Source organism: Nostoc favosum CHAB5714, assembly GCF_020829495.1.
In the GTDB taxonomy this organism is placed as follows: Bacteria; Cyanobacteriota; Cyanobacteriia; order Cyanobacteriales; family Nostocaceae; genus Nostoc; species Nostoc favosum.
This window is the reverse complement of record NZ_JAIVFQ010000037.1, coordinates 1-14,638: the sequence shown is the minus strand read 5'-3', so window position 1 is coordinate 14,638 and position 14,638 is coordinate 1. Positions and strand designations below refer to the sequence as shown.

Annotated in this window: 15 protein-coding genes and 1 pseudogene; 8 read left to right on the top strand and 8 right to left on the bottom strand. The window is 41.8% G+C overall.

The genetic code is table 11. The features are described from left to right. Positions 1-792 precede the first annotated feature (792 nt). A complete protein-coding gene (locus LC586_RS21705) occupies positions 793-2,259 on the top strand; it encodes an MFS transporter (RefSeq protein ID WP_229486762.1) in 1,467 nt (488 codons plus the stop codon). A 76-nt stretch (positions 2,260-2,335) separates the two neighbouring features. Here the strand turns inward: LC586_RS21705 and LC586_RS21700 are convergent, their stop codons facing one another. The 4 genes from LC586_RS21700 to LC586_RS21685 form a co-directional block, all read right to left on the bottom strand. Next, a complete protein-coding gene (locus LC586_RS21700; RefSeq protein ID WP_309143396.1) occupies positions 2,336-2,524 on the bottom strand; it encodes a DUF72 domain-containing protein in 189 nt (62 codons plus the stop codon). A gap of 703 nt (positions 2,525-3,227) precedes the next feature. Next, on the bottom strand, positions 3,228-4,496 hold the full coding sequence (locus tag LC586_RS21695) for an ATP-grasp domain-containing protein (protein ID WP_229486760.1): 1,269 nt from the start codon (positions 4,494-4,496) through the stop codon (positions 3,228-3,230). 229 nt (positions 4,497-4,725) lie between these two features. Beyond that, positions 4,726-5,265, bottom strand: a complete 540-nt coding sequence (locus tag LC586_RS21690; RefSeq protein WP_229486759.1) for a DOMON-like domain-containing protein — start codon at positions 5,263-5,265, stop codon at positions 4,726-4,728. Continuing rightward, positions 5,262-6,380 carry a phosphotransferase enzyme family protein gene (locus LC586_RS21685; protein ID WP_229486758.1) on the bottom strand — a complete coding sequence of 373 codons (1,119 nt, stop codon included), beginning with the start codon at positions 6,378-6,380 and terminating at the stop codon, positions 5,262-5,264. The genes LC586_RS21690 and LC586_RS21685 overlap by 4 nt, the downstream gene beginning before the upstream one ends. A 104-nt stretch (positions 6,381-6,484) precedes the next feature. Between LC586_RS21685 and LC586_RS21680 the strand changes: the two genes are divergently transcribed. Continuing rightward, positions 6,485-6,796 (top strand): hypothetical protein, encoded by a 312-nt coding sequence (locus LC586_RS21680; protein ID WP_229486757.1) that lies wholly within the window; start codon positions 6,485-6,487, stop codon positions 6,794-6,796. A gap of 49 nt (positions 6,797-6,845) precedes the next feature. Continuing rightward, on the top strand, positions 6,846-7,202 hold the full coding sequence (locus tag LC586_RS21675; RefSeq protein WP_229486756.1) for a DUF4288 domain-containing protein: 357 nt from the start codon (positions 6,846-6,848) through the stop codon (positions 7,200-7,202). A gap of 301 nt (positions 7,203-7,503) precedes the next feature. Here the strand turns inward: LC586_RS21675 and LC586_RS21670 are convergent, their stop codons facing one another. After that, on the bottom strand, positions 7,504-8,808 hold the full coding sequence (locus LC586_RS21670; RefSeq protein WP_229486755.1) for a Tudor-knot domain-containing protein: 1,305 nt from the start codon (positions 8,806-8,808) through the stop codon (positions 7,504-7,506). A gap of 162 nt (positions 8,809-8,970) precedes the next feature. Between LC586_RS21670 and LC586_RS42720 the strand changes: the two genes are divergently transcribed. Together LC586_RS42720 and LC586_RS40765 are read left to right on the top strand one after the other, a co-directional pair. After that, positions 8,971-9,063, top strand: a complete 93-nt coding sequence (locus LC586_RS42720; protein WP_438822920.1) for a hypothetical protein — start codon at positions 8,971-8,973, stop codon at positions 9,061-9,063. Between the two features lie 116 nt (positions 9,064-9,179). Beyond that, entirely contained in the window at positions 9,180-9,293 is a 114-nt protein-coding gene (locus tag LC586_RS40765; RefSeq protein WP_267921710.1) for a hypothetical protein, read from the top strand. A gap of 261 nt (positions 9,294-9,554) precedes the next feature. Here the strand turns inward: LC586_RS40765 and LC586_RS21665 are convergent, their stop codons facing one another. Then, positions 9,555-10,994, bottom strand: a complete 1,440-nt coding sequence (locus LC586_RS21665; protein ID WP_229486754.1) for an MlaD family protein — start codon at positions 10,992-10,994, stop codon at positions 9,555-9,557. A 100-nt stretch (positions 10,995-11,094) separates the two neighbouring features. Beyond that, on the bottom strand, positions 11,095-11,877 hold the full coding sequence (locus LC586_RS21660; protein ID WP_229486753.1) for an ABC transporter ATP-binding protein: 783 nt from the start codon (positions 11,875-11,877) through the stop codon (positions 11,095-11,097). Between the two features lie 329 nt (positions 11,878-12,206). Here LC586_RS21660 and LC586_RS21655 point away from each other — a divergent pair. The 3 genes and pseudogenes from LC586_RS21655 (at position 12,207) to LC586_RS21645 (ending at position 14,284) form a co-directional block, all read left to right on the top strand. Beyond that, positions 12,207-13,013: pseudogene (locus tag LC586_RS21655) on the top strand (IS5 family transposase). Between the two features lie 29 nt (positions 13,014-13,042). Continuing rightward, entirely contained in the window at positions 13,043-13,432 is a 390-nt protein-coding gene (locus tag LC586_RS21650) for an ISAs1 family transposase (protein ID WP_229486803.1), read from the top strand. 309 nt (positions 13,433-13,741) lie between these two features. Continuing rightward, positions 13,742-14,284, top strand: a complete 543-nt coding sequence (locus LC586_RS21645) for a Uma2 family endonuclease (RefSeq protein WP_229486802.1) — start codon at positions 13,742-13,744, stop codon at positions 14,282-14,284. Between the two features lie 114 nt (positions 14,285-14,398). On the opposite strand, the gene LC586_RS21640 is transcribed toward LC586_RS21645, so the two are convergent. Continuing rightward, on the bottom strand, positions 14,399-14,638 hold a 240-nt coding region (locus LC586_RS21640), incomplete at its 5' end, for a hypothetical protein (protein ID WP_229486752.1).

Genomic DNA, 14,638 nt, shown 5'->3' with positions numbered 1-14,638 from the left:
TCCTAATTATTGGTTATAATTCAGCATTATTTATGTCTATGTGTACTAGTGCCAGCTAAATTTTAAGATTCCTCTGCAAAGGTATTAATTCTTAAGACTGAATTTGGCAAATACGGATTATTATCTCTCCACAAAATATCAATTATTTGCTAAAAATATTTATATAAGGAAGTTTCTAGCGAAATCTCTATAGATAGAATTAAATTTATGTCAATTAATTGGCTTTTTTGATTAGAAGCCCAAGCGCACCTATATGCCTGTCTTCTCTGCGAAAGCAATTTATAGTCAATACTTACTCAATACTTACTATGAACTAGGGCGTGTTTTTAAAGTCTTAGATCCCCCCAACCCCCCTTAAAAAGGGGGGCTTTAAGAGACTCTGAATCAAGTGTTTTTAAGGGGATACGGTCTTGCGGTCTTATGCTTACAGCCCTTCTCCTAAAGGAGACGCTGTGTTTCGACTCCGCTCAACATAAATTCGCGTTCGGGCATCCTACGGTAGGCGCTAGCCTCTCCCTTTGGGAGAAGGGAAGATGCCTGCCGTAGGATGCCCAAGGGGCTGTAGGGCGAATGAGCGTCTGGTGTCTCCCCAAGTAGAGCAAGTGGCTTGGATTTAGGGGCATCTCAAAATTTAGGAGGCTAAACGAGTAGTTTGAGAACACGCCCTAGTCTTCCGGACAAGTAAGGAATTGCAATGCGTTAAAGCTTATTGATGAAATATTATATAAGTTTTACTAATTGTGTCTAATAGTAGCTATAACAATTTAACTCTCTAAATATTGATTAGATAATATGGTTCAGTCCCAAGAAGATGACATTTCAGTAGAAGCTAGTTCTCTTCCCCCTGTCCCTATTCAAGAAGTCTCAGAGGATAGGGCATTAACGGAGACGGTACTTTTTCCAACTCCGAAACTGTTTTTGAAAATTCCTAAGCTAGAAATTCGCAAAAGCCTTGAAGCGCTAACTTATGAGAGTGTCTTTGCTACGATTTTTTATAGTGTCATCGGCGGCGCGTTGCTCAGTAATTTCTTGCTAGAGTTAGGTGCTGGGCCAGTACAAATTGGTCTGCTGGCTGCTATCCCTCAGATGGTGAATCTGCTTCAACCACTGGGAGCATATTTGGTAAACCGAACTACCAGCTTTCGCTGGTATTTCCTGTGTATTTTCATCCCATCGCGGTTGGTGTGGTTGATTCTTCTGCCAGCGATTGTTTTGGTTACTTCATCTCATCTAGCTGGATACCAAGTAGTAGAGTTGACTTTGGCAATTCTCTTGGTAAGTAATATCATTGAAGCTTTCGGTCGTGCGCCTTGGCTTGGGTGGTCGGCTGTGTTAGTACCTCAGCGGTTGCGGGGGCGATATTTCGGTTTTCGCAATAGTGTTGTCGGGTTGACTAACCTTATTGGTGTGCCGTTGCTAGGTTTAGCAGTATCGGTTTGGCCTAGTGGAACACTTCAAGGCTATGGTGCAATGTTGGTTCTAGGAATTTTGCTAGGGCTAATCAGTCAAATCTGTCAGTTCTGGATGACGGATGTAAACCCGCAGCTTTTAACAGCCACGGGTTCAGACACATCCCAACCGCAGTCTCAGGGTATAGATTTTAGCTTTCTTAAAGATGCTAATTTTTGCAAGTTTGTACTTTACCTGAGCATCTGGTGCTTTGCTGTTAACATCAGCGCTCCCTTCTTTAACCTCTATATGCTGGATAACCTGGATATAGATATTAGTGTGGTAACAATTTATCACGGTTTAGGAACTGGTGCGAACATGTTAATGCTGCTTTTGTGGGGGAAACTGGCCGACCGAATTGGGAATCGTCCACTCCTGTTATTAGTGGGAGTCTTGGTGGCGGTGACGCCTCTGCTGTGGCTGGGAGTTGGAAGCGATCAAATTTCTTTTTGGATCTGGTTACCGTTGTTGCATATACTAGCTGGCGGGACGTGGGCGGCAATTGATTTGTGTACCAACAATCTGATGATGGGAATATCACCGGTGCGTTATCAATCTAGTTACTTTGCGATCGCAGGCGCAGTTGCTGGTATAACTGGAGCAATGGGTATCAGTGTTGGTAGCTTTCTAACGACTCTACCTTTTATCGAAGGTTTGCTAGGGTTGTTTGTTCTCTCAGGCTTACTACGAATGGCTGCACTTGTGTTTTTGGCTTTTGTTCAAGAGCAGCGCTCAGTACCAGTGGGTCAGCTCATGCGAGTCCTTTTTCCCATCAGGCAGTCAACTAATCTTATTGAAGTTGAGGAATAAGTTTTTAACTATTAATAGGGGCAGGGGTTGCCTTTTCTTACCTGCCTCTAATATTAAGTTCAGAGCAACACTTATTTCAACAACATCGCAGCAAAATATACAATTTCTGAGCATCATGAATAGCATGTCCATTGAGATGGTTATTGAAGTAAACATAAACGTTAATCCTCTGCCTCAGAAATGAACGGATACGCTCGGCCCATGTAGATAACTCTTCATCGCTGTAGCCAACATCCCATTGCCCATTGTGCATACGGCTTTTTATCCTTATTAAATATATTTAAATAAAGTAATAAATAATATTTATCTTGTTATACTTAATTACTATAAAATTTTCATCTATAAAAGGCTCTGTATACTATTAAGGTCAAATGTAATTTCCAATACAACTTAATCACTGTTAATCCAATACTGCTCGGTTAAGAAAATTTGTAGGTTGGGTTGAACTTAAGTGTTACCCAACAAACCCCTGAAAATGTTGGGTTTCGTTCCTCAACCCAACCTACATTGGAGTTATCTTTTAGGCAGAACCTACGCAGTATTGCCTGTTAATCAGAAAATATTTATAGTCAGGACTTACGCAAACAATAGCCGAAACCCTTATTTTCACGTAGGGGCAATTCATGTAGACTTAGACAGATATAAAGTTTCGTCTTCCTTCCACCATTTATCTGCATTCAAATCGTAGTATTCTAAGTTATTTTTTTCACTTTTTCCTCTACTCAACTGTATAAACCGAAGTTAATTACCTTTAGAGGATATCTGAGAAATATCAAATATTTGCTGATTCCCCCTACCCACTTTAAAAAAGGGAAAATAAGAGTTTAAAATTCCCCCTTAAAAAGGAGAATTCTAAGCGTTCGATGTATACAAGAGATTTACAGACATCCTCTTAGGACTTGGGCAAAAAACACCAGTTTTTATGTTCAACAAGGCTTTCTAAGACCAGATATCAACAGTGGTGCTATTTAAGGAAGCCATTGTAATCCCTTATTCTGTAATTTATGCTCGATATGCTGCATTTCCTGGATAGTTTCTCCAGTAACGATCGCATAAATATCGGTGTTGATTTTTCCGTATTTTATCTTCTCTAAAGCCGACAGAATGATTAAATCCTTGCGATCTAGTTCTGCTTTTAAGCTGACTAAAATTGAATCCAATGTTCCTTCCATGCGGTAATCACTGGAATATTTAGCTACTCCCTTTCCCAATCCCACTAGGGTATTACGCTGTAAGCACAACGGAGTCGAGCCATTGACTCGGAAATTGGCATCGATCGCATAAAATTGTCCGTCTTGGTCTTCCAACACATCAAAGCCAATCATGCCGAAATAACCCTGTTTGTGAGCATACTGACCAACGTTAGCAATCATCTCAAAGAACTTGCTCATGTCAGTGTTGCGGTAGTCAATCAGTCCCCCTAAATAGTTGCCTTCTGGAGTGACGAGTTGGCTGGTAGTGCCGATGAGGGTTATCTCTCCTGCCTTGTTGACATAAAACTGTACGCAGTAATTCTGCACCTCGTTCTTGACGAACTCCGAAACAATAATCGTATCAAGCAACTTAATATCAAGATATTTCCTAATTTCTTCAAGGCAGTAGTTCAAATCACTGGAACTTTTGATGATATAAGTGCCTTCTCCTGAGAGTCCGTGGGACGTTTTAATTAAGTAGGGGTATTGTGGTAACTGAATGTCTTCGATATTTACTTGGTGCAGATTATAGCTCTTGTATTTCGGACATTGCACCCCCAATTCGGCTAGAGTTACTTTGCTGAGTAAGCGATAATGAGTGTCTGGATCAACAGCGTGTTTTTCAGGTTTGAGGTGATCAAAGGGAAATAGACTAATGAGTTTGTCAAAGCGTTCGCTGTGGCTGAGATCATCCAGATAAGTCAAGCGATCCATCATCGACCTATTAGAGTAGCTGAAGCCGAAATGCTCTTGCCAATATTCAAGCAGCGACTTTGGCGGTGGTATAATCACAATTCCTGGAATGCGATCGCCTAACACAGCCAGATTTTTCCAAGGTTCCTTCTGACAAATCTTGTCGAAGGAGGTTTTGGTGGCTTCACTACTGCCATCTTGAATAAAATATTTTTTCAGGTTGGGATAAGCAGCCCAACTGGCAGTTGCAGGGTAATTTAAAATAAACCCATAAGATGCATCTGTGATATCTTGAGCAAACAGATCAGAAAGAGTACTCCCTTGAAAATAATGAAAGTCGTATTTTGACATCTACTCCTCCGAGAAACCGCATTCCTTTGTGGATGTGGTTGTTTATATTAAAAACGAAATAAGCAAAATAGTTTATTTATTGTCCTAAAATAACGTTAATGCTTCATTATTCTTTACATATATAAGTGATAAAGCAACAAGCATAAAGGAGAAGATGTGTAAATATCGCTGTGGTTGAGATACTTAACCTAATTTTTTCTGCCTGCTAGTGCGATCGCACTTTTAAAAATTACAACTCAAGGATGAAACTATCTCGTAGATGAAAGTCAGCCTCTGCACTTCGATGAGTTAACGCCCAGTAAGTCACCTCATCATCTCTATGTTTGATGACAGTTGTAATGCCAACTTTAATAGCTTGCTTTACAGAGATGATTTTATCCAAATCTACATCCAACACAAGTATTAAACCATCGGCTTGATTTTGAACATTAAACGGTAGGTTTTCAAAAGCTGTTTCCTCTTGCATTCCTTGACGATATCCATCAAAGCGATAGACATTCCAGTATCCGCCGGGGGAGAGGTTAAATTCCCAATACCGTTGAGAATCTTTGATGCCAACGAAGAACTCGAAGCAGGTGTCTTGCCAAAGTTCATGCTTGCGTGATGGAGTATTTGATGGTGGAGCGATTACAATTTCTTTTAAATCGCCCTCAAGCATATAGCGGATGGCAAGTTTATTACCATTTCTGGCAATATTACCTGCAATTTTCAAATTAGGCAGGGATTTTGTAGAAGGAAAGGGTTGCAGGGAAAATGTCTGGTCGTTCATTTGATATCTTTAATAATATTACAAATCTGCGTTTCTTGCGATTCAATACTTTCGGTAAGCTTAAACTGGACGATCGCTCTTGCCAAGTTATGTTCTGGGTGTTTAACTTTAAAATAGACATTCCCTGCTAAATAATCAGCAAAAAACCTCAATCCTAGTTCAAAGGCGATCAGACGAATTGCATCGTATATATATGCATAGTCATTCTCAGTAAGAAATGCCTTTGCTACCGAGAGATAACCTTGTAAGATTCCCTGACACAGGTCGGTATCGAAATAAACACTATCCCAATTCTCAGTTTCTTCTCCAGCCGGATTGCAACCCGATCGCAGGCAATCACCAATATCGTAATGTACCAGACCGGGTTTAACGGTGTCGAGGTCGATGACGCTGACGGCTTGCAGGGTAGCAGTGTCAAACATAACGTTATTGATTTTTGGATCGCCGTGCATCAGACGCAAGGGTAACTTGCCTTCAACTTTGGCATTTTCTAGGATATATGCAAAGGTTTGGCGATCGCTAACAAACTGTAAGCAATAATTAACTTCTGAAGATTGACACGCAATAGTTTTCGCCAACACTTCTTCGTAATGCTGGAGATAAAGCGGTGTAATATGGAATCCTTGAAGAGTATCGGCGAGTTTTTCTGGTGGCAAATCACTGATCAAATTGTGGAACATCCCCAAGGCATAACCGATTTCTTTCGCGTGTGAGCGATCGCGCATAGTATCGAAAGATTGGGAGCCTTCAATAAAGCTGATCGCCCGCCAAAAGGAGCCGTCTGCATCCCTCCAGTGGTCTTGAGCATCCTTGGTCAAGAGTACGCGTGGCACTTCCCAGCGACGATTCAGGGGTGTGTGCTGTAACCGTTTGCAGACATGCTCGGTGAAGGTACGCATATTCTGCATAATCAGTTGTGGCTGCCGAAATACCTGCTTATTGATGCGTTGCAGGACAAAATGTTGTTCTTTTAAAGAATCTAGATTTACTAAGAAGGTGTCATTGATATTACCACTTCCAAATGCTTTAACGCCTGTAACCTTCCCTAGCCCAGCGAATTGATCAGCGATCGCAACCAGATTCTCTGCGCCCTGTGTATTGAATTCTTCTATCATGTGTTTGACCTGTACTACTCCTCATATAGATTGCACAAAGGCAATAGGGGATATCGTAGCGCAAGTGTCAAAATAATTTGTAATTAAAAAGAGTTTGTTTCCTGATGTTACAAAAACCTCTACCTAACCCACTGGTCGGTCTTTTCGTTGTGGGATTGATTCTGCAACCGATGGCCACCCATTCCCAGACTGTAACATATTCATTGAATGCACATTTATTCAAGCTGTCCTTGGTAATAAGTCAAGTTAGACCAGGTGGCAGTTGTGAAGCAAACGACAACTTAAGTTTATTTGCTGATACTTTTATTAGTACGTGCTGCAAAGCATCAATTAGACGGGAGTTTCCCAGCCAGTATTTAAACTCCTATTTAGAAGACATCAAAAACGATAAATCAGCCCCTGGCAAAAGGGCTTAGAAGTTATTGAACGATGGTAGATTCAAGAAGTAGTCTCGGAGGATATTGGATGAAACCCGAAAGTGCAGATAAAACGGAATCCTTCTACATTGCCGTAATTCTTTATGAATCATCCTCCGATGCACCGGATTATCAACCGTTGTACCAGGAATGCTTTGTTTTGCTCAAATCTAGTTCTTTAGAAAAAGCCAAAGAAAAGGCTATAAGTTATGCTAAAAAAGAAGAAGTCAGCTATAAAAATGAGGATGGAGAAACTATTACCTGGTCTTTGAAAAAGGTAATAGATGTGAATTCAGTATTAGATGATGGCTTTGAATCGGCTAGTGATGGTGTTGACTTATACGCTAGACATTTTCGTAATTATCAGGCTTATCATTTATTTGAACCATTCTTATCTCAACAGTAATTCTGACTAGGGCTATTTCATTCTATACATAAACCGCCCAGAACTAAAGTTCTTTGGCTTTTAGCTAAAGTCCGTTAAAACAGACTATAACCTTTTCTCAGTCATCTTTAGATGACTTTCGCTATTAGACTCAGAATTCATTCTGAGGCGGGCTAGATGAGAATGAAATAGCCCTGAATTCTGACTAAGAGAATTATTCTTCAATTATAAATTTTGAAAAATGCTGTATGCTAGCACAGGGCGCGACAGCAAATAACCCATCGGAGATATTGCTCTCGTCGGCCCTGTGCTAATTCAACAGTTAGGAAATTTCGTCGCTATCAACCCACTCATCATAGGATGAGTCATAACCAATGTAGTGAACAAAGTATTGCTGACCTTGGATTTGCTGAATCGTTGCAGAATACCAAGCCTCTTGGTCATCATCCCAACATTTTACCTTTTGACCCACTGCATATCCATTGTCATCAGAGGAGCGAAGATCGCGAGTCCGAATGTCATCTTCACCCACCCACTCGTTATAAGATGAACCGTAACCAAGGTAATGAATAAAGAATTGCTCATCTTGGATTTTCTCAATTGTTCCCTGATACCAATCTTCTTCCTCACTATCCCAGACTTCTACTGTTTTGCTGAGTTCATACTGATTTTTATCTGACTTAACAGCAGATGAAACATCTTGGATAGACTTTTGTTCCTCTTGTTTAATTTCCTCTTTTACTAAAGTATAGGCTTGCAAAATCAAGCTGCGAACGACAGTTTGAATTCCCGTATGTTCGTAGTAATTGGTAGTTTGATCTAGGAATGCTGCTACTAAATCTAAATTATCATCAGCAATCTGAATAAAATTACCCAAATGACTAGAAATTGATTGCGGGGTTATGCCTGTTTTGGATACTAAGTTATTCATCCAACCTTGCACAGAGTTGAAACCTTGACTGATAAAACCAACTTTATCAGAGGGGTTACTACCTGGTAGAAAGTTATTGATAGCTAAAAAAACCGGATTTTGAGTTATTGCACCAGTATCAGTACCACTAATAACTCCTTGAATTTTGCTCAGAAAGTCAGGGCCTAAGGGCAAAATTCCGTCTAGACAAACTAGAGCTACCATCCGCATTAGGGATGCATTTTGATAGTTGTTAGCGAGGGAATTAGCAAACTCTTGGGGATTAGGTTGAGGAATACCATTTAGTTTGCAAAAGGCGATGATTTCAACGGCGATTTTCAATACTAAGTCAATGGATTGAGTTACGTCAGCTTTCGGAGTAATTTTGCCTAAAAAAGAGAGAAAGCCGATTTTCTCACTAACTTTATTCGCTAAAGCCGCCGTTGCCATAGCTGTGTCTGCCTTATCAATTGTTTGATAAAGTTTGATTGCGAACTGATAGCCTTGTTGAGGATCTTCGTATAGAACAACAGCGCGATCGCGGATTTTCTGAATTACCTTAGCATCTGTTTCTCCAGTAATGCTGCGAATATTATTCTCAAATCCCGTCAAATTGCTCCACTCACCTGGTGCTACATAATCAAGAGCTTTTAAAACTTTCACAGTGATATTGTCAGTCGGTAATTCGTCAACCAACTGAATAATTGATTTATCCATCAGCCGATCCTCAAAACTCAAAATATTTTTACAACACAGTTCAAATAAACCTACAACAACCAATACTAGTTGCTACCCTACGGAAAGCCTTTCTCTGGTCAACGCTGCACGAATTACTGAATCGTATTAATAGAGTTCCCTGATCTGACTAAAAAATAACAATTGGCGATCGTCGAGAGTGGTATTTCCAGTAACGAGTTTAGGGTAACAGATCCGCAGGCAGCAGCAAAGGCAGTGTTTAGACCTCTTGCATAAATCAAAAATAAAGAACCCCACCCCGCATTTGAGTAAAGCAAACGCTCCCCTCCCGAAGAGCTCTTAGGGGTTGGGGGTGGGGTGTTAGGGACTTTTGCAAGAGGTCTTTTCAAGCGATGGTTCGATTTCACCATCCAGCCCATGCATCTGAATGGAGTGATCGAGACATCGACACGGATTTTGCCCAAGTATGGCGCTTGGTAATTGCTGGTCTTGTGGTGGGTGAGTGAATCGTTTAGCTGCTAGTCAGCATTGAGTCAAACAATTTTAGATTTTAGATTGACCCCATGTCCGCATAAATAGTCATGCTAACCACAATCATTACACCCTCCTCGCTTGCTCTTAGGGGAGACAAAGCATAGCTTTGGCGGGGTGGGGTTCTTCGGGTTTAATAAGCAATCAAGCGGACATTCTTATCACTCCGTGGCAAACTTTTCAACACGAATTTTTCAATTCCATTATCCATCTAAAATTCGGTCAAGCCGTATTGCCTATTTTCCCGTTTCCCGTTGCTCCCGTTGCTTACCATACTCCCGCAGCTGCTTTAAAAGGTCTTCTTGGGATGAGTTAGGGGTAGACGGACTGGGGGTTGGTTGAAGGTTGGTGTCGCTACTTTCAAAATTAGCAGGTGAGGGATTAATTTCATAGACGGGTAGCGACTTGTCATTAGACATCGCCTCTTGGGTTGGTGCTGGGGTAGGAATTAGATTATTCGGTTTGCTCACAGCAGTTTTTACCGAATCTAGAGTAGTAGCAACTTGCACTTGTTGCTGCATCTGTTGTGTAGAAGATACCAAACTACTTAGACCATTCACTAATTGCCGCAAATTTTGGCGGAAAGTAGGATCACCTGTCAACTCATCCAAATCAGATGTAATTTTTTGGCTATTTTCAAACGTTACTCGTGCTGAATCTAAAGTTTGTTGCAGCAGCACCACATTCTTTGGGTCATTTAAGGTTTTTGAAGCATCACGTAAATTAGCTGAGGCTTGCGCTGCATTTGCTGAAAGAGTTTCTAAATTGTTGATTAATTTTCCTTGAGTGAATCGATTCACAGCTGGTGATAGGCTAGTGACTGTAACACGCAGTTGGTTGCTGGTTTCAGTGATATTGTTCAAAGCGCCAACCAGCGAAGAACGATTTGTTGTCAACAAAGTATCCAGGTTGTTGAGCAAACGATTTGCTTGAGTTGCAGTTGCACCGAATTTATTTATTGTTTGACTTGAAGATGCACTCAGTTGGTTTGTCGCTCGTTGCACTGAATTAGCAGTGGCTGAAAACGTATTAAGTTGTTGTCGCAAGTTCTTGGTCAAACCTTGTAAATCCTGACTTAGCGCAGTAAAACTGGTTGCTGCGCCTGTGGTAGTTTCTAGAACCCTATTGACATTTCTATAGAATTTGGGGTCATTGTATACAGCAGCTAGCTCACTTGAACTGCGAATCAGTTCATCAACACTGATGCCAATCTGACCTTTTAACCGAGAGCCATTACAAATTATAAGGCTGGGATCACAATTTTTATCTAGGGGTTTAGCAATCACAACCCCAGTAGGTAACGGTGCTTTTGGTGTGATGTCAATGATACTTTCGCTAATTAATCCGCTTTGATTAGCTTCTACCACTACATTCCGGGGGAGAAGTAGGTCAGTTTGGGCAATTTCAATCTCTACATCAATGGCATTTGTCCCTGGTCGAACCTGGGAAATAGTTCCTACCTTAACGCCTCGATAGCGAACTGTTGCTCCCTTTTGCATTCCGCCAGCGTTAGCAAATTCCACAATAACCTTGTATGAACGGCCAGCAGCAGTGAATCTATTTAACCACAGAAACAGTAATCCAAATACCCCTACTCCTAGCAGGAGTAACAACCCCACAGAGCCTTCTCTAAATGTTCGCCCAGACGCGAAGCGGCTTGTCATAAGACCTCGCATTTTTTTTCTCCACCCAATAATTAGTTATGAGTTATGAGTTATGAGTTGGGAGTTAGGAGGTAAATTTAACTCTCGCTCCTGATTCTTAACTCCTCACTTTCTAACCGACCACTTGAATCGGCCCTTGCACACTTCCACTGAGAAATTGTTTGATCAAAGGATGTTCTGTGTTGTATGTTTCACTAACTGTACCCTGCCACTGCACTCTACCTTCATAGAGAAATATAAGTCTATCAGCTGTACGACGGATAGTGCTGTCTTGGTGGGTAACAACAGCATAAGTACTACAAACTCCATGTAAACATTGCAAATAGCGGATTAAATCTTCGATTACTGTTGAGGCAATGGGATCAAGTCCGGCTGTTGGTTCATCGTATAGTAGAATTTCTGGGCCTTCTGTGGGATCATCGGGATTAGACATAATCGCACGGGCAAAACTTACCCGTTTTCGCATTCCCCCGGAAAGTTCGGCTGGGTAGAGGTGGCCTATTGCTGGCAAACCTACCATCTCCAATTTTTCTTTTACCAAATCTTGGATGCGCGATCGCGGTAGCTTGGAATTTTGATAAAGTAAAAATCCCACATTTTCCTCTACCGTCAGCGAATCAAATAGCGCTGCCTGCTGAAACACCATGCCAATGCCAACCTGCTGGCCACCATCCTCAATCAAACCGTCTCGCCGCACTCCTTGTACATAAATTTCTCCTTCATCGACAGTAAGTAACCCCGCCATTACCCGTAAAATTGTTGATTTACCAGTACCTGATGGCCCAATAATCCCTAGTGCTTCTCCCCGGTAAATGGTCAAGTCTACATTATCTAGAACTTTATGGCTACCAAAGGACTTAGAAACACCTTTGAGTTCAATCAATGGTTCAGTCATTAGTTATTAGTCATTGGTCATTGGTCATTGGTCATTTGTCCTTTGTCCTTTGCTAATGACAAATAACAAATAGCCCAATAGTGATGTCATAGTTCTTGGTCGGGCATTGTATGGTACATTATAAGTATATGATTAGCATTTTAATTAATAAAATTTATTTTTTTAGCATAATACTTAGTTATTTGCAATGTTTAACGTCTCCCAATCCCCTCAATGCAAGCCTGACGAAGACACCATAGTATTTTAACGTCTCAGTAACGGAGCAGGGCTAGGGCGTGTTTTCAAACTCGTTATATCCTAAAAAAAGATGCGATCGCTTTGTGATGATGATGAACCGAGGAGACTTAAGCAACGAACGTTGGCAGAGGTTAAAACCGTTACTACCAGCACAAAAACCTAAAACAGTAAGCCTTTAGGATGACCACCGCACAGTTGTGAATGGCATTCTTTGGATACTGAGAACCGGAGCGCCTTGGCGAGACCTGCCAGAACGTTATGGAAAGTGGCAGACAGTCGCCACAAGGTTTTACCGATGGCAAAAAGCTGGAGTCTGGAACCAAATTTTAGAACAACTGCAAGCGATCGCAGATCAACAAGACAACCTAGATTGGCAGGTTCATTATGTAGATGGCACAGTTGTCCGCGCCCACCAGCACGCAGCTGGTGGAAAAAAGGGGGTGAAGAAGAGGAAAAACTAGGCCGAACACGCGAGTGGCTTTAGTACAAAAATACACATTCGGTGTGAGGGTAAAGGCAAACCCATAACTTTTCTCCTCAGTCCTGGTCAGAGAAACGAGTCAATTTTTTTAGAACAATTGATGGAACAAGGTGCAGTGAAGCGTTCTGGGCGAGGTCGTCCACGTTTGCGCCCTTTACGATTAGTCGGAGATAAGGGTTACACGGGTCGGAGAATACGTAATTATCTACGTCGTCGTGGTATTCGTCTTACCATTCCACGACTCTCAAATGAACCGCGACGCGGCCCGTTTAGCCGTGAAATCTACCGTCAACGTAACGTTGTTGAGCGCACCATCAACCGACTTAAGCAGTTTCGTCGCATTGCCACCCGATATGAAAAACTTGCAGCCAATTATACAGCCATGATCGCGATCGCCTCCATTATTTTGTGGCTATAGTTTGAAAACACGCCCTAAAAACAATCGTGATGGTAGTACGTTCGAGTCAGCATTGGAATAAAACAACACAAGTGGTGCAATTTTACATTACTAGTCTCGCCAGTGATGCAAACAAAATTGGTAGTGCAATTCGACAGCATTGTGTAAGGGAAAATTCTGTTCATTGGACATTAGATGTTACCTTTCATGAGGATGAGTCCCGAATTCGTTCTCTGCACAGCCCACAAAACTTTGCTTTACTACGTCGCATTGCCCTCAATGCAATAGAAGCGAGAATCATCTTTTCGTCGCAGCATTCGCCAAAAATCACGACGAGCAGCTATGAACCATCGCTATATGCTTTCTGTTTTGGCTGCGGCTCTCTCAAACTCAGACCCTCTGCCATAATCCCTCTGTCAATAGGGTTTGAGACGCGCTAACCCTGTCCATCTAGATGTCAGCAAAAGTACTCCCGCTCACCAACCATTCTGGTATGGCGGTGACTCTTAATTGCAAGACAAACCAGGGGGTTAAATGCCCCCTCTGATCATATTCATTTAAAGACTTAGGGACTTTGAAATAAACAATACCCCACAAGATTGAATAATTTATTTGTTGGAAATCCTCTAGAGGTTATTAAAATAGCGATCGCTTGGCACGACCAGAATTTTATGTTGATTAGGGTGCTTCTCAACCAAGAACCCATAAAATTGAACTAGGTCTATCACAAGAATGTGAGCAATTCTGCTATGAAAACCCTGGCTAAATGGTCTGTAGACGACTATCATCGCATGGTTGAGGCGGGCATTCTGCGTGGTCGTCATCTGGAACTGCTAGCAGGCGAAATTGTTGAGATGAGTCCAGAAACCCCAATTCACTACACCACAGCAAAACGAGGTGCAAAATATTTAGAAGAGTTGTTATCAGGTAAAGCTGATGTTCGTTTCAATGGGCCTATTACACTATCCGACTCGGAACCCGAACCTGATATTGCAATTGTTCGACTTCCAGAATCATCCTACAACGATCGCCATCCTGCTCCTAAAGATATCTTCTGGATTGTAGAAGTTGCCAAGACAAGCTTAAACAAGGACTTGGAGATCAAGGCTGCGATTTATGCGACGGCTGAGATTCAAGAATATTGGGTTTTAAGTTTATCTGCTAAACAGATGATTGTGTTCAGAAACCCTCAAAATGGTAAGTATGTTGAAGAATATACTCTTACACAAGGAACGGTTACACCATTAGCATTTGCAGATGTTTCAGTGTCCGTTCAGAGACTTTTGCCATAGGGTGGCATTGTTGAATGGAGGGATAAATAGACTTCTGTAGGTACAATTCTTCCGAATTCCCGTAGATCCACGGTATGGACATTGCACAGTAGATGACCTCAATTTATCCCTCTATTATGCAACGCCAGTTTTTTCATGGTCTGAGAATCTTAGCTGTAACTTGCGGTGTTCTGATAGCGCTTTTGGTTGACTTCTGGCTCCTGACCAAATAATTACTAATTCGTAATGACGCTCGTTCCGACGCTCGTTCCGACGCTCGTTCCGACGCTCGTTCCGACGCTCGTTCCGACGCTCGTTCCGACGCTCGTTCCGACGCTCGTTCCGACGCTCGTTCCGACGCTCGTTCCGACGCTC

What these genes read in the sequence shown, in the direction of transcription:
- LC586_RS21705 (WP_229486762.1), top strand. Translation starts at nt 793, where the DNA reads ATGGTTCAGTCCCAAGAAGATGACATTTCAGTAGAAGCTAGTTCTCTT.
- LC586_RS21695 (WP_229486760.1), bottom strand. Translation starts at nt 4,496, where the DNA reads ATGTCAAAATACGACTTTCATTATTTTCAAGGGAGTACTCTTTCTGAT.
- LC586_RS21690 (WP_229486759.1), bottom strand. Translation starts at nt 5,265, where the DNA reads ATGAACGACCAGACATTTTCCCTGCAACCCTTTCCTTCTACAAAATCC.
- LC586_RS21685 (WP_229486758.1), bottom strand. Translation starts at nt 6,380, where the DNA reads ATGATAGAAGAATTCAATACACAGGGCGCAGAGAATCTGGTTGCGATC.
- LC586_RS21680 (WP_229486757.1), top strand. Translation starts at nt 6,485, where the DNA reads ATGTTACAAAAACCTCTACCTAACCCACTGGTCGGTCTTTTCGTTGTG.
- LC586_RS21675 (WP_229486756.1), top strand. Translation starts at nt 6,846, where the DNA reads ATGAAACCCGAAAGTGCAGATAAAACGGAATCCTTCTACATTGCCGTA.
- LC586_RS21670 (WP_229486755.1), bottom strand. Translation starts at nt 8,808, where the DNA reads ATGGATAAATCAATTATTCAGTTGGTTGACGAATTACCGACTGACAAT.
- LC586_RS40765 (WP_267921710.1), top strand. Translation starts at nt 9,180, where the DNA reads ATGGTTCGATTTCACCATCCAGCCCATGCATCTGAATGGAGTGATCGA.
- LC586_RS21665 (WP_229486754.1), bottom strand. Translation starts at nt 10,994, where the DNA reads ATGCGAGGTCTTATGACAAGCCGCTTCGCGTCTGGGCGAACATTTAGA.
- LC586_RS21660 (WP_229486753.1), bottom strand. Translation starts at nt 11,877, where the DNA reads ATGACTGAACCATTGATTGAACTCAAAGGTGTTTCTAAGTCCTTTGGT.
- LC586_RS21650 (WP_229486803.1), top strand. Translation starts at nt 13,043, where the DNA reads ATGGTAGTACGTTCGAGTCAGCATTGGAATAAAACAACACAAGTGGTG.
- LC586_RS21645 (WP_229486802.1), top strand. Translation starts at nt 13,742, where the DNA reads ATGAAAACCCTGGCTAAATGGTCTGTAGACGACTATCATCGCATGGTT.